The organism is Diaphorobacter aerolatus (assembly GCF_014489535.1).
GTDB lineage: Bacteria > Pseudomonadota > Gammaproteobacteria > Burkholderiales > Burkholderiaceae_C > Diaphorobacter_A > Diaphorobacter_A aerolatus.
This window is the reverse complement of sequence record NZ_CP060783.1, coordinates 177008-195918: the sequence shown is the minus strand read 5'-3', so window position 1 is coordinate 195918 and position 18911 is coordinate 177008. Positions and strand designations below refer to the sequence as shown.

Annotated in this window: 15 protein-coding genes and 5 pseudogenes; 11 read left to right on the top strand and 9 right to left on the bottom strand. The window is 61.8% G+C overall.

The window, feature by feature from the left end:
• The first annotated feature begins 22 nt into the window (after positions 1–22).
• From lptF to H9K75_RS00965, 3 genes are read left to right on the top strand one after another with little or no spacing between them, the layout of a single operon-like run.
• Positions 23–1132 (top strand): LPS export ABC transporter permease LptF, encoded by a 1110-nt coding sequence (gene lptF / locus H9K75_RS00975; protein WP_187724419.1) that lies wholly within the window; start codon positions 23–25, stop codon positions 1130–1132.
• The gene (lptG, locus tag H9K75_RS00970; RefSeq protein ID WP_187724418.1) at positions 1129–2226 is read left to right on the top strand and encodes an LPS export ABC transporter permease LptG; all 1098 of its coding nucleotides are present in this window, start codon (positions 1129–1131) and stop codon (positions 2224–2226) included. Before lptF ends, lptG begins: the two co-directional genes overlap by 4 nt.
• A 23-nt stretch (positions 2227–2249) precedes the next feature.
• The gene (locus H9K75_RS00965; protein ID WP_187724417.1) at positions 2250–2624 is read left to right on the top strand and encodes a sirohydrochlorin chelatase; all 375 of its coding nucleotides are present in this window, start codon (positions 2250–2252) and stop codon (positions 2622–2624) included.
• Positions 2625–2642: 18 nt separating this feature from the next.
• Here the strand turns inward: H9K75_RS00965 and H9K75_RS00960 are convergent, their stop codons facing one another.
• The 5 genes and pseudogenes from H9K75_RS00960 to H9K75_RS00940 form a co-directional block, all read right to left on the bottom strand.
• Positions 2643–4076 carry a sulfite reductase subunit alpha gene (locus tag H9K75_RS00960; RefSeq protein ID WP_226858444.1) on the bottom strand — a complete coding sequence of 478 codons (1434 nt, stop codon included), beginning with the start codon at positions 4074–4076 and terminating at the stop codon, positions 2643–2645.
• Positions 4052–4968, bottom strand: a pseudogene (locus tag H9K75_RS00955) (FAD:protein FMN transferase). The gene H9K75_RS00960 and the pseudogene H9K75_RS00955 overlap by 25 nt, the downstream one beginning before the upstream one ends.
• Before the next feature lie 183 nt (positions 4969–5151).
• On the bottom strand, positions 5152–5952 hold the full coding sequence (locus H9K75_RS00950) for a DUF4198 domain-containing protein (RefSeq protein WP_187724416.1): 801 nt from the start codon (positions 5950–5952) through the stop codon (positions 5152–5154).
• Between the two features lie 44 nt (positions 5953–5996).
• Positions 5997–6517, bottom strand: a pseudogene (locus tag H9K75_RS00945) (DUF2271 domain-containing protein).
• Between the two features lie 54 nt (positions 6518–6571).
• On the bottom strand, positions 6572–7225 hold the full coding sequence (locus H9K75_RS00940; protein WP_187724415.1) for a PepSY-associated TM helix domain-containing protein: 654 nt from the start codon (positions 7223–7225) through the stop codon (positions 6572–6574).
• A 242-nt stretch (positions 7226–7467) separates the two neighbouring features.
• Here H9K75_RS00940 and H9K75_RS00935 point away from each other — a divergent pair, with 242 nt between their 5' ends.
• Together H9K75_RS00935 and H9K75_RS00930 are read left to right on the top strand one after the other, a co-directional pair.
• Positions 7468–8409 carry a CysB family HTH-type transcriptional regulator gene (locus tag H9K75_RS00935; RefSeq protein ID WP_187724414.1) on the top strand — a complete coding sequence of 314 codons (942 nt, stop codon included), beginning with the start codon at positions 7468–7470 and terminating at the stop codon, positions 8407–8409.
• A 72-nt stretch (positions 8410–8481) separates the two neighbouring features.
• Positions 8482–9654, top strand: coding sequence for a pyridoxal phosphate-dependent aminotransferase (locus H9K75_RS00930; RefSeq protein ID WP_187724413.1), 1173 nt, complete (start codon positions 8482–8484; stop codon positions 9652–9654).
• A gap of 21 nt (positions 9655–9675) precedes the next feature.
• Here H9K75_RS00930 and H9K75_RS25325 read toward each other — a convergent pair whose 3' ends face one another.
• The 4 genes and pseudogenes from H9K75_RS25325 to cobA form a co-directional block, all read right to left on the bottom strand.
• Positions 9676–9840, bottom strand: coding sequence for a LuxR C-terminal-related transcriptional regulator (locus H9K75_RS25325; protein WP_187724412.1), 165 nt, complete (start codon positions 9838–9840; stop codon positions 9676–9678).
• Entirely contained in the window at positions 9765–10310 is a 546-nt protein-coding gene (locus H9K75_RS00920; protein ID WP_187724411.1) for a response regulator, read from the bottom strand. Before H9K75_RS00920 ends, H9K75_RS25325 begins: the two co-directional genes overlap by 76 nt.
• Before the next feature lie 616 nt (positions 10311–10926).
• On the bottom strand, positions 10927–12417 hold the full coding sequence (gene rng, locus H9K75_RS00915; protein ID WP_187724410.1) for a ribonuclease G: 1491 nt from the start codon (positions 12415–12417) through the stop codon (positions 10927–10929).
• A 106-nt stretch (positions 12418–12523) separates the two neighbouring features.
• Positions 12524–13343 (bottom strand): annotated as a pseudogene (cobA, locus tag H9K75_RS00910) (uroporphyrinogen-III C-methyltransferase).
• Between the two features lie 220 nt (positions 13344–13563).
• Here cobA and H9K75_RS00900 point away from each other — a divergent pair.
• From H9K75_RS00900 to ahbB (H9K75_RS00875), 6 genes and pseudogenes are all read left to right on the top strand, one after another.
• A pseudogene (locus tag H9K75_RS00900) lies at positions 13564–15283 on the top strand (cytochrome D1 domain-containing protein).
• A gap of 13 nt (positions 15284–15296) precedes the next feature.
• Entirely contained in the window at positions 15297–15698 is a 402-nt protein-coding gene (locus tag H9K75_RS00895; protein ID WP_226858443.1) for a c-type cytochrome, read from the top strand.
• A gap of 6 nt (positions 15699–15704) precedes the next feature.
• Positions 15705–16924: pseudogene (locus H9K75_RS00890) on the top strand (cytochrome D1 domain-containing protein).
• 2 nt (positions 16925–16926) lie between these two features.
• Positions 16927–17991, top strand: a complete 1065-nt coding sequence (gene ahbB / locus H9K75_RS00885; RefSeq protein ID WP_187724408.1) for a siroheme decarboxylase subunit beta — start codon at positions 16927–16929, stop codon at positions 17989–17991.
• The gene (locus H9K75_RS00880; RefSeq protein ID WP_187724407.1) at positions 17964–18437 is read left to right on the top strand and encodes an Lrp/AsnC family transcriptional regulator; all 474 of its coding nucleotides are present in this window, start codon (positions 17964–17966) and stop codon (positions 18435–18437) included. Before ahbB (H9K75_RS00885) ends, H9K75_RS00880 begins: the two co-directional genes overlap by 28 nt.
• Positions 18427–18909 (top strand): siroheme decarboxylase subunit beta, encoded by a 483-nt coding sequence (gene ahbB / locus H9K75_RS00875; protein WP_187724406.1) that lies wholly within the window; start codon positions 18427–18429, stop codon positions 18907–18909. Before H9K75_RS00880 ends, ahbB (H9K75_RS00875) begins: the two co-directional genes overlap by 11 nt.
• Positions 18910–18911: the final 2 nt, after the last annotated feature.

The following is an 18911-nucleotide window of genomic DNA, read 5'->3' as shown; positions in this document are numbered from 1 at the left end:
ATCGGTGTTTTCCTTCGACACAATGTTATTCGATTCATCCATCCGCAAGGAGCTGGCACGCAGTTTTGGCGCGACTCTCGTGGTGCTGGTGACCATCGTCATGACGATGATGCTGATCCGCACCCTCGGTCAAGCCTCGCGCGGCAGCGTCAATCCGCAGGACGTCATGCTGGTCATGGGCTACACCGTCCTTGGCCAATTGCCCACCATTCTGAGCCTTTGCCTGTTTGTCGCCATCGTGGGCGTTCTCTCGCGCATGTACCGCGACAGCGAGATGGTGATCTGGTTTGCGAGCGGCCGGGGCCTCATGAGTTTGCTGCCGCCGCTGCTGCGCTTCGCGTGGCCGGTGATGCTCGCGATTGCCGCGCTCTCGCTCATCGTCTGGCCCTGGGCCAATCAGCAGATTCAGGAACTCAAGTCGCAGTACGAGCAGCGCAGCGACGTGGATCGCATCGCGCCGGGCCAGTTCCAGGAATCGTCCAACGGCTCGCGCGTGTTCTTCATCGACCGCGACTCGCCCGATGCCACGACGGCCAGCAACGTCTTCATCGCCACCAACGAGCCGACCAAGGAAACCGTGACCTCGGCGGAAAGCGCGCGCCTGGAAACCCAGAGCGGCAACCGCATGGCGCTGCTGTTCAACGGCCAGCGGCTTGAAATGCCGCTGGGCAAACCGGGCCTGCGCGTGAGCGAATTCGCCGAGTACGGGACACGCGTCGGTGAAGCGCAGGCCGGAGGCATCGACGACGTCGCGCTCAAGACGCGCGACACGCTCGAACTGGTGGGCTCCGCCATCCCCGCGTTCCGAGGCGAACTCGGCTGGCGCATCGGCCTTGCGTTCGCCGCGCTGAACTTCGTGTTGCTGGGCCTCGCGGTCGCCGTGGTCAATCCGCGCGCGGGACGCAGCAGCAGCCTGGCATTTGCGCTGTTTGCGTTCGTCGTCTACTACAACCTGATGACGGTGGGCCAGAGCTGGATCACCGCACAACGCGTGGGCATGGTGTCCTTCATGTTCCTGCTGCACGGCGGCACCTTTCTGCTGGCCCTGTTGTTGCTGGCCGCGCGCCACAACCAATGGTCGATCCGCAAGCTGCTGTCGGGCGACAAGGCGACGAGAAGGAGCGCGGCATGAAGACCATTCGCCGTTTCATCTATCGCGAGGTCATCGTCGGTGTGGGCTTTGTCACGCTGGCGTTTCTCGCGCTGTTTTTTTTCTTCGATCTGGTCGACGAACTGCGCTGGATCGGCAAGACCTACCAGTTGATGCACGCACTGCTCTACGTGACGCTGCGCGTGCCGCAGCATATCTATGAGCTGCTTCCGATCAGCGTGCTGATCGGCACGATCTTCGTGATGGCGCGTCTTGCGCAAACGTCGGAATTCACCATCATGCGCACCAGCGGACTCGGTCCGTGGCGCGCGCTCAGCACGCTGCTGCTGCTCGGTGGCGCCTTCGTCGCGTTCACCTTTGTGATGGGCGACTATGTCGCACCGGTCAGCGAAAAGGCTGCCGAACTCGTCAAGGCGCGCCGCGCGGGGCAGATCACCACCGGCGTGACCGGAGCCTGGCTCAAGGAACGGCAAGGCGACCACAGTTTTGCCGTCAACGTGCGCGCCATCGACACGGCGGGCGAGATGCGCAACGTGCGTATTTTCGAGTTCGATGCGGATGGTTACACCGCCTCGACCACGCAGGCCGAGCGTGGGCATTTCACATCCGCAGGCGACGGCTGGGTGCTCGAGAACGTGCGCCGCAGCGAATTCCAGCGCAGCAATACCGGGGACATGAAGGTCGAGCGCACCCAACTGCCCGAATTCCAGTGGAAGACCCGCATTACTTCCAGCATGGTGTCCGCCGCCGTGCTCAAGCCCGACAAGATGTCCACGCTGGAGCTGTTCCAGTACACGCGCCACCTCGAAGCCAACGGCCAGAGCACGCAGCGCTATGACATCGAATTCTGGCGTAAGGTGTTCTACCCGCTGAGCTGTCTCGTGATGGTGGTGCTGTCGCTGCCGTTTGCCTATCTGCATTTCCGTTCCGGCGGCATTGCGGGTTACGTTTTCGGCGGCGTAATGGCGGGGATCAGCTTCTTCCTGCTCAACAACGTGTTCGGCTTTGCGGGCAATCTGCAGAACTGGTCGCCGATGCTCACCGCTGCCGCGCCGGGGCTGATCTACTCGCTGTTGTCACTCGCCGCCTTTGGCTGGTTGGTGCTCAGACGTTAGCGCAGCGGCCGACGAGAACGCTCATGCCAGATTCCGGCGTCATCCTGTTTGCACACGGCTCGCGCGATCCACAGTGGCGGCTGCCCATCGAGGCCGTCGCGCGGTTGATCGAAACGCAGCGGGGCGACGTCGCCGTCGCATGCGCGTACCTGGAACTGAACGAACCCGATCTATCCACCGTCGTGCAGGATTGGGCTGCACGAGGCATTCACAAAATCAGCGTCATGCCGATGTTTCTCGGCGCGGGTCGCCACGCGCGCGAGGACCTGCCGCGCATGGTTCACGACCTGCAACTGCGCTACCCGGTGCTTGAACTGCGGCTCCAGACTCCTATCGGTGAAGACGCGCGCGTCACGGCGCTCATGGCTCTGATTGCAGCGGACTCGGCCATCGGCTGAGAGTCCGCTCATGCCGCGTCAATAAACGTCCCGACGATAGCGGCCTGACTGACTCAGCACCCGCAATCCCTCGTCGCCCAGAATCTGCGTGAGCACGTGGTGCACGCCCTGCCCCATGCCTTGCCGACTGCCGCAGACATAGATCGCGGCGCCGCGTTCCACCCAGGTCTTCAACACGTCTGCCTGCTGAAGAAGCACATCCTGCACGTAGGTTCTTTCGCCACTGCCGCGCGACCATGCGAGATCGAGCCGCGCCAGGCGTCCACGCTGCATCCACTGCCGAAGCTGCTCGCCGAGAATCGCATCATGCGCCGGATAGCGTTCGCCAAACAGCAGCCATTGCTCGCCCTGCCCGCCGGCAATGCGCGCTCGCATGTGGCTCAGCAGGCCCGCGAGGCCCGAACCATTGCCGATCAATATCAGCGGCCGATTCGCGTTGTCACCAAGCCGGAAACTGCTGTGCTGCCGAATCGTGAGCGCAACTGAATCTCCGACATTCATGCCCGTGCAAAGCCAGTTGGAGGCCACGCCCGGCGAGCCATCGGCGCGCGTGCTCTGCCGCACGAGCAACTGCAACTCGCCATCCGCCGGAATGGACGCAATCGAATAGTCACGCGCATGTTCAGGATCGGCAGGCAGGCAAAGCGACGCGAGATCGCCGGACTGCCAGTGCGGCAGATCGCTGTCGTTTACGACAAAATCGAGCTGGTACAACGCGCCACCCTGACTCCCGGCATTGAGCAGCGTGCGCCGCGCGAGCCGGAAAATCGTCGCTTCGGGCGGCAACAACCATTCTTCCTCCACCGGTGGCCCAGGCCTGGATTCCTGCGCGTCGCAAAGCAGCTCCTGCCGCAGTGCGGACACGCCGGACTGCCAGAGGCGCAGCGCCGAGCAACTCATGTTGTCCACACAGATCCATTCGCTTTTGGCGCCCTGCGCCGTCAGCCACTGCTGCAAGCGCTCGCCAAATGCACAGTAGTGCCGATATTCGCGATCCCCAAGCGCCAACACCAGTGCCTCGTGCCCGGTCAAATCCACGCGCTCCGTGAGCACGTTCTGCACGAAACCCAGCGCGTGATCGGGCGCGTCACCCTCGCCCGTGGTCGAGACAAGCCACAGGCTGCGTGGGTGCGCACCCAAGGTATTCGCGGTCACCGCATCGACGGGCAGAAGCGTCACACGCAGATCGCTTTCACGCAGCATCCGCGTCGCCTCGTGTGCCAGGCTCTCGGCCTGACCGGTCTGACTGGCATACGCCACCAGCACTGCAGGACTGTCGCCAGCCGCTGCGGGAGCATCGTTGTCCCGCAGGACATCGAGGCGTTGTCGCCTGACGGTCCAGGCGACCCGCGCGCACAAAGCCGCGTAGGCGACAAGCAAACCACCGACCCCCGCCAATCGCGCGGGAGACAAGATCCAGTCCGGCATCATGATTCGAGGTGCGCCTTCCATGCCGGTGTCATGCGCGGTGGCGACTCACGGTCGCAGAACACGGCGGCAACGTCGTGAGCCCGGGCAAACGCCATCCCCTGCACGGCACCCAGCACCGTGAGCACCGTCGCCAGCGCGTCGGCATGCATGCACTCGTCGTGGCGCACGGTCACGCTTGCGAGGGAGTGCGTGATCGGCCAACCCGTGCGCGGATCGAGCGTGTGCGAATAGCGCTGGCCATCCGCGAAAAAGTGGTGCCACCGGTCGCCTGAGGTTGCGAAGGCCGCGTTCCTGACCGCCACCACCAAGGGCGCCTGCATTGCTTCGTCGTGACCGCCGAGCCGCACCTGCCATGCGCCGCCCTGCGGTTTTTCACCCCAGCTACGCAGCTCGCCGCCAATGTCGAACAGCCCACCGGGCCAGCCAGACAGTTGCAGCGCGCGCACCACCGCATCGACCGCAAAGCCTTTCGCGATGCCGCAAAGATCGAGCCGCAGACCACCGGGTTGCCGGATTCGCTGCATTCCCGCCTTCCAGTTCAACCGTTCATGACCCGTAGCCGCCAGCCACTCCTCTATGCGCCGCGCGTCGGGCCGCACGCCGGAATGCGGCGCGAGCGGCGCCGCGCGCGGGCCGAAACCCCAAAGGGACACCAGTGCGCCCATCGTCGGATCGAGCGCTCCGCCGAGCGCTCGGCCCAATGCAGCGCCGCGCCAAGGACCTGAACGAACGCGGGCGGCAACGCGTGCCAACTACCCTCGGGAGCGTCGTTGAAGCGCGAGATCACGGAGGTCGGCTCCCAGTTGCTCATCTGCGCGATCACGTCATCCAGAACATCCTGAATCAGGGCTTGAACGGGCTCGAGCGCCAGAAATTCCGGGTTCGGCAGACTCAGCGTCCACGACGTACCCATGGTCTGGCCCTTGAGCCGATGAATGCGCGAATCCTGCTGACGCTGGACCGCTGGCACACGCCAGCGCCGCCCGGAAAAATCCGCGCTGTGCGCCACTGCCCCCGTTCTGCGCTGCCGCTCGCAAGGCTCCAGACACCCGAGCCGTAGCGCACCCGCATGGTCGTGCCGCTCATGCCGAAATGATCATGGGAGCACTTCCAGCGTTGCGACGTAGCCAAGCCGGCGTTCGGTGGCGTTGGCCACGCTGGTCTGGTGATCCTTGGCGTCGGTGCTAAGCCAGAACAGGCCGGGACGCGGGAACTTCACCTTGAGCAGACCGTTCGCGTCGGTCCTGAGCTTGAGCGGCTCCACGCCATCGCGATAACGAATGCCATCGGCCACGAGTTCCACCTCCAGATTCCCTGCGGGCTTGCCGTCGAGGAAAAATTCAAACCGGGCCTCTTCGCTGCTCACCAGATCATTGGGATGGGTCACGGCCTTGAGTTCAAGTCCCTTGCCCGTCACGCCCAAGGCCGAGGGCTTGCCCACGGAAACGAAGGTTTCCATGCGGCGCACGTTCTCGATGATGTTCACGTTCGTGGCATCGGCAGGAATCTTCCTGAGGACTTCATCCACTGGTCCGCGCACACGTCGGGGCTGGCCGCTCGCGTCCTTGTAGCTGCCAAGCACACCGTTCGTCAGCATGCTGACGCGGTAGGTGCCGGGCTTCTCGGGCTTGAAATCGAACACGCTGCGCAGTTCGCCCTTGTGCGCGTTCTTCAGCTCGACGTCCATGCCATCGGGCGCGGTGACCTTCACGTTCTCCAGACCCAGCGGGCGATGATTGAAGAAGAACACATCGTTGGACACGGCCGCATCCACGGTCACCCAGTCGGACTTGGAGAGCACGGTGCTCGATGGCTTGAACCACATGTCGTGGGCCTGGGCCGAAACGGCGGCGAGCGCCAGGGTTGCCGCGAGAATCGCGCGCGTTTTGAGCGTCATTGTCTTGGTCCTTTCAGACGGTTGGAATCTTTGGTGGGCGTGAATCACGGCTTGATGTCGAGCTTGATCTGGCCAAGCTCGCTGCTGCCCTTGGCGGACAGACTGATGGGCTGTTTTGCGGGCCAGTCAAATGGAATCGAGACCAGCTCGCGACCACCGACCTCGCGCGCAGCCTCCACCATCAGCCTGTACTGACCCGGCGCGAGCCTGGGCAGCGCGTTCCTGCCTTCTGCGAACGACAGCGCATGGACTCCAGCGGGCTTGGTGGGCTGGGTCACGCCATCAATCGGAAAGCTCAGCTCCCGGCCTGTGCGACGCCACCACTGGCGCATGTCCTTGAGCCACTTCGTGCCCTCGGCGTCGCGCATCTTCGCGTCGTACCAGACCGAGAGATTGGCGGCGACACCCCTTCGGCCTTCTCAAGCCACACGGCCACGTAGGGCTTGTGGTATTCGGCCACCTGCAATTGCGGAATGCCCACCGTCAGGTCCAGACCGGCGGCGACCGCAGGCAGGCCAACGACCGCGCTCAGGGCGACGGAACACTTGAAAATCCTTCTCGTCATCTTTGGTTTTCCTTCAACAAAATTCGGGATCTGGTCGGCAGCGGGCCGACGCACTCAATGAGTCAGCAACAGCGCCAGCAACGCGGGGATCACGAGCCCGAGGCCCACCATCGGCCAGGTGAGCGGGCGCCGCTCAGAATGCATCTTCAGGATCAAGAGCCCCGTGACGCAGAACACCAGACAGCCCACCGCGAAGACATCGAGAAACAGACTCCACGCACCGCCGGTATGGCGGCCCTTGTGCAGATCATTGATGTAGGAAATCCAGCCGCGATCCGTGGATTCGTACTCCATCGCGCCATCCTTCAGGCCCACCCTCAACCAGGCATCCCCGCCCGGCCGCGGCAAAGGCACATAGGCTTCCTCGTCGCTCCATTCCACCGCTCGCCCCGACACGTCGGCCTTGAACTCCTTGCCGACGAAGGCGACCGCCGCAGCCGGAAGCTCGGGGCTCGCCGCAGACTTCGCCTGATTCTTGAGGCCAGCCTGCAGGTTCTGTAGCTGCCGAAGCAATTCGGGAGGCGTCTGTGCGCTGCGGGATTCGACACGCGGTCTGGATTCGATCTGCCCTGCGTGATTCAACGTGATGCCGGTGATGGCAAAGAGCAGCATGCCGATCAGGCAGATGGCGGAACTGATCCAGTGCCACTCGTGTAATTTTTTCAGCCAGTACGCTCGTTGCGAGCCACCGGAAACTGCCGACTTCATGGATAACCTTGGGAAAACGCTGGCCGCCAAAGATCAGGCGTTCACGCTGGACTTGAGACATTCTTGTGTGAAACCGAGTTTTTGCAAATGCGACTCACTTTCATTTACTTTACCAAAATCAAGCACGGAATCGGCATTTGCCCGCACCCAACGGACGGCTACTTTTGGGTATAAGAAGCAAAATCCATATGCAAATAAAAAGAATGAAGCATAATGAAGGGAATCTTTAGCTGTATTCAGTTATGAACCTTCACCAATTCCGCTTCGTGCAGGAAGCCTCGCGCCGCAACCTCAATCTGACCGAGGCCGCGAAGGCTCTACACACCTCTCAGCCCGGCGTCTCCAAGGCCATCATCGAACTCGAGGACGAGCTGGGCGTGGACATCTTCGCGCGCCATGGCAAGCGCCTCAAGCGCGTGACCGAACCCGGCCAGCACGTGCTCAAAAGCATCGAGTTGATCATGCGCGAGGTCACCAACCTCAAGCGCATCGGCGAGCAATACAGCGCGCAGGACAGCGGCACGCTCTCGATTGCAACCACCCACACGCAGGCGCGCTACGTGCTGCCGCTGCCGGTGGCCAAGCTGCGCGAGTCCTACCCCAAGGTCAACATCAGCCTGCATCAGGCCACGCCGCACGAAGTGGCGCGCATGGTGATCGACGAAGTGGCCGAGATCGGCATGGCCACGGAGTCGCTTGCGGACTATCCTGATCTTGTCACGCTGCCCTGCTACGAATGGCAGCATGTGCTCGTCATGCCGACCAGCCATCCGCTCGCCCAACGCGAACGCATCGGACTCGAAGACATCGCGCACGAGCCGCTGGTCACCTACCACCCGTCGTTCACCGGACGCGGCAAGATCGACGCGGCGTTTGCCACGCGCAAACTGCAGCCGCGCATCGTGCTCGAAGCCATCGACTCGGACGTGATCAAGACCTATGTGCGCCTTGGCATGGGCGTCGGCATCGTCGCCGAAATGGCCATGCGCGATGACCCCGTCGGCGATCTCGTCGTGCGGCCCATGGGCCATCTGTTCGGCCAGAACGTGGCGCGCGTCGCTTTCAAGCGCGGCGCGTATCTGCGCAACTTCATCTACAAATTTGCCGAACTGCTCAGTGACCGCCTGAACCGCGATCTGGTGATGCGCGCGATGATTGGCCACGTCAACGACTACGAGCTGTGATTTCCATTCTTGCGCCGGATTCGTAGTCCGGCATTTCGCCATCTGCAGGTCAAAAAAAAGAATTTGCGTGCCATGACAAGCCACCACAGCGCGCCGCGCACCCCCACCTTTCCCAGCCGCCTGCCCAACGTCGGCACGACCATCTTCACGGTCATGTCGGCGCTCGCCGCGCAGCACAAGGCCGTCAACCTCGGTCAGGGCTTTCCCGATTTTGCGTGCGATCCCCAACTGCTCGATGCCGTCAACAATGCCATGCGCGCGGGCCACAACCAGTACCCGCCCATGGCCGGAGTGCAGGTGCTGCGCGACGCGATGTCAGAGAAGTACCAGACGCTGTATGGCCGCAAGTACGATGCGAACACCGAGATCACGGTGACCGCCGGGGCGACGCAGGCGATCCTTACCGCCGTGCTTGCCTGCGTGCAGCCCGGCGACGAGGCCATCGTGCTCGAGCCGTGCTACGACAGCTACGTGCCCAACATCGAAACCGCGGGCGGCAAGGTCGTGCGCGTGCCACTCACGCCGGGCACCTTCCGTCCGGACTTCGACAAGATCGCTGCCGCCATCACACCGCGCACGCGGCTCCTGATCATCAACTCGCCGCACAACCCGAGCGCCACCATCTGGACGGACGCCGAGATGCGCAAGCTCGAAGAATTGCTCGCGCCCACGGACATCATCCTGATCAGCGACGAGGTCTACGAACACATGGTGTTCGACGGCGCTGCGCATCAGAGCGCGGCCCGTTTTCCTGGATTGGCGGCGCGCGCCTTCATCGTGTCGAGCTTCGGCAAGACCTACCATGTCACCGGCTGGAAGATCGGCACCGTGGCAGCACCTGCGGCGCTGACTGCTGAATTTCGCAAGGTGCACCAGTTCAACGTCTTCACGGTCAACACGCCGATGCAATACGGCATCGCCGACTACATGCAGGATCCCGCGCCGTACCTGCAACTCCCGGCGTTCTACCAGACCAAGCGCGACCTGTTCCGCGCCGGGTTGAAAGACTCCCGCTTCAAGCTATTGCCAAGCCAGGGCAGCTACTTCCAGTGCGTGGACATCTCGGGTATCAGTGATCTGAGCGAAGCGGACTTCTGCCAATGGCTCACCCGGGAAATCGGTGTGGCGGCCATACCGCTGTCGGCGTTCTATGTCGAGAAGTTCGACCAGCGCGTGGTGCGTTTCTGCTTTGCCAAAAAGGACGAGACGCTGCGCGACGCGATCGAGCGTCTGCGCAGGCTGTAGCCATGCTCTCTGAACTCGCGTTCAGTACAGATTGGTGTTCAGGCAGAACTCCATGAGCAACTGATCGGTGGCGATGTCCAGCTTGCGCATCACCGAGCGCTTTTGTGTGCTCACCGTCTTGATGCTGCGATTGAGGTCGGCCGCGATGGTCTTGAGCGGCAAGCCGCGCGAGAACTGGCGCAGCACCTCAAGTTCGCGCGGTGAAATCGCATGCAGATTTTTCTGGAACATGCGCAGATCCTCCGGTTGACTCCGGGCGGGTAATACACGCGGTTGCTGACGATGCAGTTCAGCGCCTGCAGCATCTCGGCCGGCTCGTGATTCTTGAGCACCACGGCAGAGACGCCGTAGTCGTACAGCGAGAACACCAGCGACGGCGTGATGTAGTCGGAAAACACGACGACACGACGGCCCGGAAAATTGCGCACCAGATATTTCACATAACGTACGCCGTCGCCATACATGGAATCGTTCGGCATGCTGAAGTCGGTGACCACGATGTCAACGTGATTTTCATTTCGCAGAAACCGTATCAACTCGGCGGCGCTTTTTGTACATGAAATCACGTCAAACCGCGAATCCAGTGCAATCAGATTATTCAGTGCATACAAAACCGCAGGATGGTCATCAGCAATAACTACGCGCTTTTTATCCATATTGTCATTCATTTAATATACCAACAATCAAGCATCGATGTTCTCGGATGCCTTGACTCCCCTCTCAACCAGCAACTACGCAGAATACATTTGCAGGCCAGAAATGCATGCACCGCAACACTGCAAAGCCAAAAATGATTGACATACATCCAACTACGCCATTGATATAAATTTATTAGAAACAATTGCTCAATTAGGCACCGGGCTTCAGCGTTCGACTGGCCACCTTGAGGAGCAACGCGGGCGTGATTGTTGGCGTAGGCTCTACGGCTGCAATTCATTGTGTTTCAAATAGTACAAAACCCGAAAGCCTGTTCAACCAAGACAGCGTCAAAATTCGGGAATGTGAACGTTAATTCACAAAATATATGCTGGTCATTTTTCTCGAATATAGACAAATACTCGGCAAACCTGTGAATTTCAAGCAATTCAAAAGTAAACTCACACCTGCAATCAAGCAGGATCAATTTCGCTCATTTATTATTTCGCCGTGAATAATGAATGACTCGTGGGTAGTCTTTCCGCAAGCCCGAAAATAATGGCGAAAACAAAAAATGGACCTGCAAGGTCCATATGAAACGATTAATCGCAGCCCGGCTGCGTATTCAATAAATCATCACATCAACACGATGTCGTATTGCGCCTGCCCCACATCGGTTTCCGCATGCAGCGAAATCGGCTTGCCAATGAAATCGGAGAGTCCTGCAAGATGCTGGCTTTCCTCGTCGAGAAACAGCTCGACGACTTTAGGGGCCGCGAGGACACGAAATTCCTTAGGGTTGAATTGGCGGGCCTCGCGCAGCAATTCGCGCAGGATCTCATAACAGATCGTGCGCGAGGTTTTGATCTGGCCTACGCCCTGGCAAGTCGGGCAGGGTTCGCACAGCATGTGCGCAAGCGATTCACGGGTGCGTTTGCGGGTCATCTCGACCAGGCCAAGCTGCGAGAAGCCGCCCACCATGGTCTTGACGCGGTCACGTGAGAGCTGCTTCTTGAACTCGCTGAGCACCTGGTTCTGATGATCCTCGCGCGCCATGTCGATGAAGTCGACGATCACGATGCCGCCAAGATTGCGCAGGCGCAACTGACGTGCAATGGCTCCTGCGGCCTCGAGATTGGTCTTGAAGATCGTGTCGTCAAAATTGCGCGCCCCGACGTAGCCACCCGTGTTCACGTCAATGGTGGTGAGCGCCTCGGTCTGATCGACGATGAGATAGCCGCCCGATTTCAGATCGACGCGCTTGCCAAGTGCCTTGGCCACGTCTTCATCGATCGAATACAGATCGAAAATCGGACGCTCCATCTTGTAGAGCTGAAGCTTGGTCGCCGCCGCTGGCATGAATTCCTTGCCAAAGGCCTGCATCGTGGCGAACTGCTCGCGCGAATCGATGCGGATGGACTGCGTATGTTCGCTCACCAGATCGCGCAGCACGCGCTGCAGCAGATTCAGGTCCTGATAAAGCAGCGACTTCGGCGCGTGGCGCAGCGCGGCCTCCCGGATGCCGGCCCAGGTCTTGCGCAGATAGGCGATGTCCTCGGCCAGTTCTTCGTCGGTGGCATCTTCGCCATTGGTGCGCAGGATGAAGCCGCCGCCACCGCCCGTGGACTTGTCGCCGACCAGCGCCTGAAGGCGGCTGCGCAAGGCTTCACGCTCGTTGAGCGGAATCTTCTGCGACACGCCGACATGATCGTCCTGCGGCAAAAAGACCAGCAGCCGACCGGCAATGCTGATCTGGGTGGAAAGCCGCGCGCCCTTGGTACCGATCGGGTCCTTGATGACCTGCACCATCAGCGCCTGGCCTTCGAACACCTGCTTTTCGATTGGCACGAGCGGCTCGGCCTTGCTGCGCAGCGCCATCGGCGGCTCGCCGCCCTCATTGCGTTGCCAGACATCGGCCACATGCAGGAACGCCGCACGCTCCAGGCCGATGTCGATGAATGCCGACTGCATGCCGGGCAGCACGCGCGAGACCTTGCCCAGATAGATGTTGCCGACCAGGCCACGCTCCAGCGTGCGCTCGACGTGCAGTTCCTGAACTGCTCCGTGCTCCACCACCGCGACGCGCGTTTCTTGTGGCGACCAGTTGATGAGTATGTCTTGTTGCATTGGGCTTTTCGGAAATTGGCTCCATGATGCCTCAAACCGTCTGCCCTTGTGACTTCAAGCGGATCGCCCACGCCGGATTCGGGACGCTCGCCATTACCCGTTTTTTTCAGCCCTCGGTCAGCGAAATCGGCGTCTGCATGCCGCGTGCGAGCACGGGTTGCAGGCTGACGACCTCGCCGACGATGATCAGCGCGGGCGGCTGCACATGGTTTTCGATGGCGAGCATCGGCAGCGTCTCCAACGTGCCGCAGATGCAGCGCTGCTCATGCAGCGTCGCCTGCTCCACCAGCGCAGCGGGCATGGAGGCCGGAAGTCCGTGCCTTTGCAGCTCGCTGCAGATCACCGGCAAATTGGCGATTCCCATGTAGAACACCACCGTCTGCCGCGGCCTTGCGAGCGCTTCCCAATCAAGCCCGGCATCGTGTTCGCCGCGAAGATGACCCGTTGCATAGACCAGCGTAGCCGCGTGATCACGGTGCGTGAGCGGAATGCCCGCATAGGCTCCCGCGCCCTGGGCCGCCGATATGCCTGGCACCACTTCAAACGGAATGCCCGCAAGCGCCAGTGCCTCGGCCTCCTCGCCGCCACGGCCAAAGATGTAGCCATCGCCGCCCTTCAATCGCACCAGATTTTTCCCGCTCAGTGCAAGCCGCACCATCAGATCGATGATGTCCTCCTGCGGCATGGTGTGGTGACCGGCCTGCTTGCCCACGTAGATCAGATCGGCTTCATCGCCCGCGTAGCGCAGCACTTCCTTGCTCACGAGGTGGTCGTAGAGCACCAGCCGCGCCCCACGCAGCGCCTTCACGGCGCGCAGCGTCAGCAGTTCGGGGTCCCCGGCCCGACCCCACCAGTGTCACCCTGCCGGGGCTTGTGCTGCCTGCCGCTTCCAGCGAGCGGGCCTTCCTGATTGCATCGTCGACCATGTTCATCGCAGTCCCTTTTTCGTGCGTTCTCTGTTTGATCTGCATGTTCGATCCCGCACCGGATTGGCTCCTTAAACCAGTTCAAGGACATCCATGCATCGGGGCGCGACGATGAATCCACTCGCAGAAAAAGAGGGAATGGACAGCGACCTCGCGAGATGAATCCTCCAACGGCGAGGACTTCACACATGCGCTGATCCACGACACAAGGGAACGCACAATGACAGCAAAGAGGATCGCCAGACTGATCGCGCTCGCGGCAGCAGCGACGGTGTCAGTCAGCACGATGGCGCAAAACGCGAAACATGCGCAGCAGGCCGAGGTCAACTATCAGGCGGGCGGTTCGCCGCTCGCGGGCGAGGCCATGTACCAGAGCACCAACCCCAAGGCCCGCCGATGACGCAGGCCGAATTCGATCTGGGTCGCAAGATTTATTTCGAGCGTTGTGCGGGGTGCCACGGCGTGTTGCGCAAGGGAGCCACAGGCAAGGCGCTCACGCCTGACATCACGGTCGGCAAAGGCACGGACTACCTGAAGGTGTTCATCGCCTACGGCTCTGCGGCCGGCATGCCCAACTGGCTGACCTCGGGGGAGATGAGCGAGAAGGAAGTGGACCTGATGGCCCGCTACATCCAGCAGGATCCTCCGACGCCGCCCGAATTCAGCATGGCGGACATGAAGAACACCTGGAAGATCCTCGTCGCGCCAAAGGATCGCCCGACGAAGAAAGAGAACAACTACAACATCTCCAACATCTTCTCGACCACGCTGCGTGACTCAGGCGAGGTGGCGCTGATCGATGGCGACACCAAGAAGATCATCAACATCGTCAAGACCGGCTATGCGGTGCACATCTCGCGCATGTCGGCGTCGGGACGCTATCTGTTCGTGATCGGCCGTGACGCCAAAGTCAACATGATCGATCTCTGGATGGCAAAGCCCGATAACGTCGCCGAAATCCGTGTCGGCCTGGAGGCCCGCTCGGTCGATACCTCCAAGTACAAGGGATACGAAGACAAGTACGCCATCGCCGGCAGCTACTGGCCTCCGCAGTATGTGATCATGGATGGCGACACGCTGGAGCCACTCAAGGTGGTCGGCACACGCGGCATGACGGTCGATACCCAGGAGTATCACCCCGAGCCGCGTGTAGCCGCCATCGTGGCCTCGCACTACAAGCCGGAATTTCTGGTCAACGTGAAGGAAACCGGCAAGACGCTGCTGGTGGACTACAGCAACGTCGACGCGCTCAAGACCACCGAAATCGGATCGGCGCGCTTTCTGCATGACGGCGGCTGGGACGCATCCAAGCGCTACTTCTTCGTGGCGGCCAACAACAGCAACAAGGTCGTGGCCATCGATGCCAAGGAAGGCAAGCTGAGCGGCATCATCGACGTGGGCAAGATCCCCACCCGGGCCGCGGCGCGAACTTCGTGCACCCGACCTATGGGCCGGTCTGGGCCACGGGCCATCTGGGCGACGACAGCATTTCGCTGATCGGCACCGATCCGGTGAAGTTCAAGAAGTACGCGTTCAAGGAAGTCGCCAAGCTCAAGGGCCAAGGCGGCGGTGCGTTGTTCATCAAGAGCCATCCCAAGTCCACTCACTTGTACTCGGACACTCCATTGAACCCCGACGCCAAGTTCTCGCAATCGGTGGCGGTATACGACATCAAGAACCTGGGCAAGGGCTTCACCGTGCTGCCAATCGCCGAATGGGCCGGGCTCAAGGATGACGGCGCCAAGCGCGTCGTTCAGCCCGAGTTCAACAAGGCAGGCGATGAAGTCTGGTTCTCGGTCTGGTCCGCCAAGGACAAGCAAAGCGCCATCGTCGTCGTGGACGACAAGACGCTCAAGCTCAAGGCCGTGATCAAGGATCCGCGCCTGATCACGCCGACCGGCCACTTCAACGTCCACAACACGCAGCACGACGTGTATTGAAGCAGCACGTGACATGACCCATCCTGCCTGCACCATTGCGCGTCCCGCGTCCATGGAGCGACCCGTGCTTCGCGTTCGCGTGGCGTGCTCGCTCGTCGCCGCGGCCCTGGCAACGCCGCTTGCCTTCGGGCAGGCGTCCCGCGGCATCTCGCCCGAGCGCACGCAGCAACTCGTGCACATGGTGCGGCAGGACTGTGGCTCATGCCACGGCATGCAACTCACGGGAGGGCTCGGGCCGGCGCTCACAAGAGAGGCCCTTGCGAACAAGCCGGTTCCCTACCTCGCAGCCGTCATCACCCACGGCCTGCAGGGCACGCCCATGCCGCCCTGGAAGGCGCTCCTCGACGAACGCGATGCGTACTGGATTGCGGAACAACTGGCGCTCGGCTTTCCCACGCAGAACCCCAAGAAGTAGGACTCCATGAAACGACGCACCCTGATTTCTGCGGCCGCCAGCTTCGCCCCCGTTGCCGGTCTTGCCTCGACGGCAGCGGGCGGCAATACCGCCCCGAACCCCGCAGCTCGCGCTGCCTCCGCACTCCGGGGCACCGGCGATCTCGGTGTGGTGATCGAGCGCGCGAGCGGCGCTCTCACCATCGTCAACACCACGACCTTTGAAACGCTGGGCTGGGTTCAGGGTCTGGGCGATCTCTCGCACGCCTCGGTGGTGTTCTCGCGCGATGAGCGCTATGCATACGTCTTTGGTCGTGACGGTGGACTCACCAAGGTCGACCTGCTGACCCAGGCCATCGCCAAGCGCGTATTGCAGGCCGGCAACTCCATCGGTGGCGCGATCACGGCCAAGGGCAATGTGATCGCCGCGCAGAACTACACGCCCGGCGGCGTCAAACTGTTCTGCCCCAGGCTCAAGCTGCTCGCCGACCTCCCCGCCACCACCGCCGACGGCAAGCCGTCGCGGGTCGTGGGCCTCGCCGATCTGCCGCAGCAGCGCTTCATCTACAGCCTCTTCGATGCCAACGCGATCTGCGTCGCAGACTGCACCGATCCCGCGAACCCAAGCGTGACCACGCTGCCGGACATTGGTCGTCAGCCCTACGATGCGCTGCTCACGCCCAACGGTCGGCACTACATCGCCGGACTGTTTGGCGAAGACGGTCTCGCACTCGTTGACCTATGGGACGAAGAACCCCGTGCCCGTCGCATTCTCTCGGGCTACGGGCGCGGCGAGACGCCCCGCCCGTCTACAAGATGCCGCATCTGCGCGGCTGGGCGATTGCAGGCCAGTACGCATATCTGCCCGCCATTGGTCGCCACGAGGTGCTGGTGGTAGACACGACCACCTGGAACGAAGTCACCCGCATTCCCGTGGCCGGGCAGCCGGTGTTCGTGATGGCGCGCCCGGATGGCCGCCAGGTCTGGGTGAACTTCGCGGTGCCTGACTATGACAGGGTGCAGGTCATCGACACGCCGAGCCAGCGCGTGGTGAGCACCCTTGCTCCGGGCAAGGCGGTCATGCACATGGAATTCGCGCCGCGTGGTCAATCGGTGTGGATCAGTTGCCGCGACAGCCATCAGGTGCAGGTGTTCGACACGCACACGCAGCAGCTTCAGGCAACGCTGTCGGTGAACGCGCCCAGCGGCATCTTCTTCACCGCCCGCGCCCACCGCATGGGACTCTGACGATGACCCTTGTCGACAGCACCGCCATCGCCCTGCTGAACCAATGGCAGCGCGGCTTTCCACTGGTCGATGAGCCGTTCTCGATGATTGGCCGCGCACTCGGGATGAAGACGGAACAGGTGCTCGACCACTATTGCGCGCTGAAGAAATCCGGCGCACTCAGCCGCATCGGCGGGGTATTCGCGCCCGGTGCCGGCGGCGCATCGACGCTGGCTGCGATGGCGGTTCCCATGCATCGTCTTGAACAGGTGGCCGCCATGGTTTCCGCGCAACCGGGCGTCAATCACAACTACGAACGCGAACATGAAATCAACCTCTGGTTTGTGGTGACCGGCCCGGACATGGCAGACGTGGAGCGCCAGTTGCGCCGCATCGAAGCCGCGAGCGGAATCGAGGTTCTGCGCCTGCCGATGGTGCGCGCGTTTCGCATCGACACGGCCTTTGATCTCCGTGGAGACACGCACAGCCAGCAACGCGCCGGCAGAACGCACGTCGTCGCAACCCCCGTCACTCCAGATGACCAGCCGCTCGCTGCGCTGGTCGAGCACGGAATTGATCTGCACGAGCGCCCCTACGACCTCTGGGCAAGGCAGCTTGGCTGCACGGCATCGGAACTGCATGCGCGACTCGCTCGCTGGCTGGATCAGGGCTCGCTCAGTCGCTTCGGTGTTGTCGTGCGGCACCACGAGGTTGGCTTTTGCGCCAATGCCATGGCGGTTTTCTGCGTTCCGCAAGGCATGCTCGACGCCTGCGGCGACGCGCTGGCACATTTTCCGGGCGTCACGCTGGTCTATCAACGCGCAACCGCCGAGCGCTGGCCGTTCAACCTCTATTGCATGGTGCATGGCCGCGACCGTTTCAATGTGCTTGAGACGCTGTCGTCTGCTGCGCGCCATGCACGCCTTGACAGCCATGCGAGTCGCATCCTGTTTTCACGCACGCGCTTCAAGCAGACCGGTGCGCGGCGTTTTGCCACCCCTATGCAGGTTCCTCATTCCAGCACCAATATGCCAACGGAGACTACCCATGGAGAACCAACATGCTCACCGCTGAAGACGCCTTGCTGATCGAGCATCTGCATGGCAATTTCCCGCTCGTGGAACGACCCTTTGACGTCGTCGCCACCGAACTCGGCTGGAGCGAGGAGCAGGTGATCAAACGCCTCGGTCTGTTGCTCACACAAGGCGTGCTCACCCGCTTTGGTCCGCTGTTCCAGATCGAGCGCGCGGGCGGTCAGTTCCTGCTCGCCGCCATGGCCGTGCCAGATGATCGCTTTGACGAAGTCACCACGACGGTGAATTCGTTCCCCGAGATCGCCCACAACTACCGGCGCGACCATTCGCTCAACATGTGGTTCGTGATCGCCGCCGAATCGCCTGAACTGGCCAAAGACGTGGCTGATCGCATCGAAGCACAAACCGGTTTCGAGGTGGCACTTTTCCCGAAGGAGGAAGAGTTCTGCGTGGAACTGCGACTGCAACCGCTGACCGGGGAGGATCGCCGTGGCGCTTGATGAATTCGACCGCGCATTGATCGCCGCCACGCAATCGGGACTGCCGCTGCTGACGCGCCCATATGACGCGGTGGGCGCAATGCTCGGCGTGTCGGGCGAGCGCGTTCAGGAGCGCCTCGCACAGATGCTCGTGCAGGGCCTGATTCGCCGCATCGGCGCAGTGCCCAACCACTACCGGCTCGGCTACTTGGCCAACGGCATGAGCGTGTGGGACATTGATGACGCGCGCGTCTCCGAATTCGGAAGAATCGTCGCCGCTCTGCCCGAGGTAAGCCACTGCTACCGACGACCGCGCCATCTGCCCACGTGGCCCTACAACCTGTTCGCGATGCTGCACGGCCAAAGCCGCGAGCACGTGCAGGCCCAGGCCGACCACATCGCCTCTCTGCTGGGCGATGCCTGCCGGTCACGCGACATCCTGTATTCCACCGCCATTCTCAAGAAAACCGGACTACGTCTGAAGGAGATCTAGCC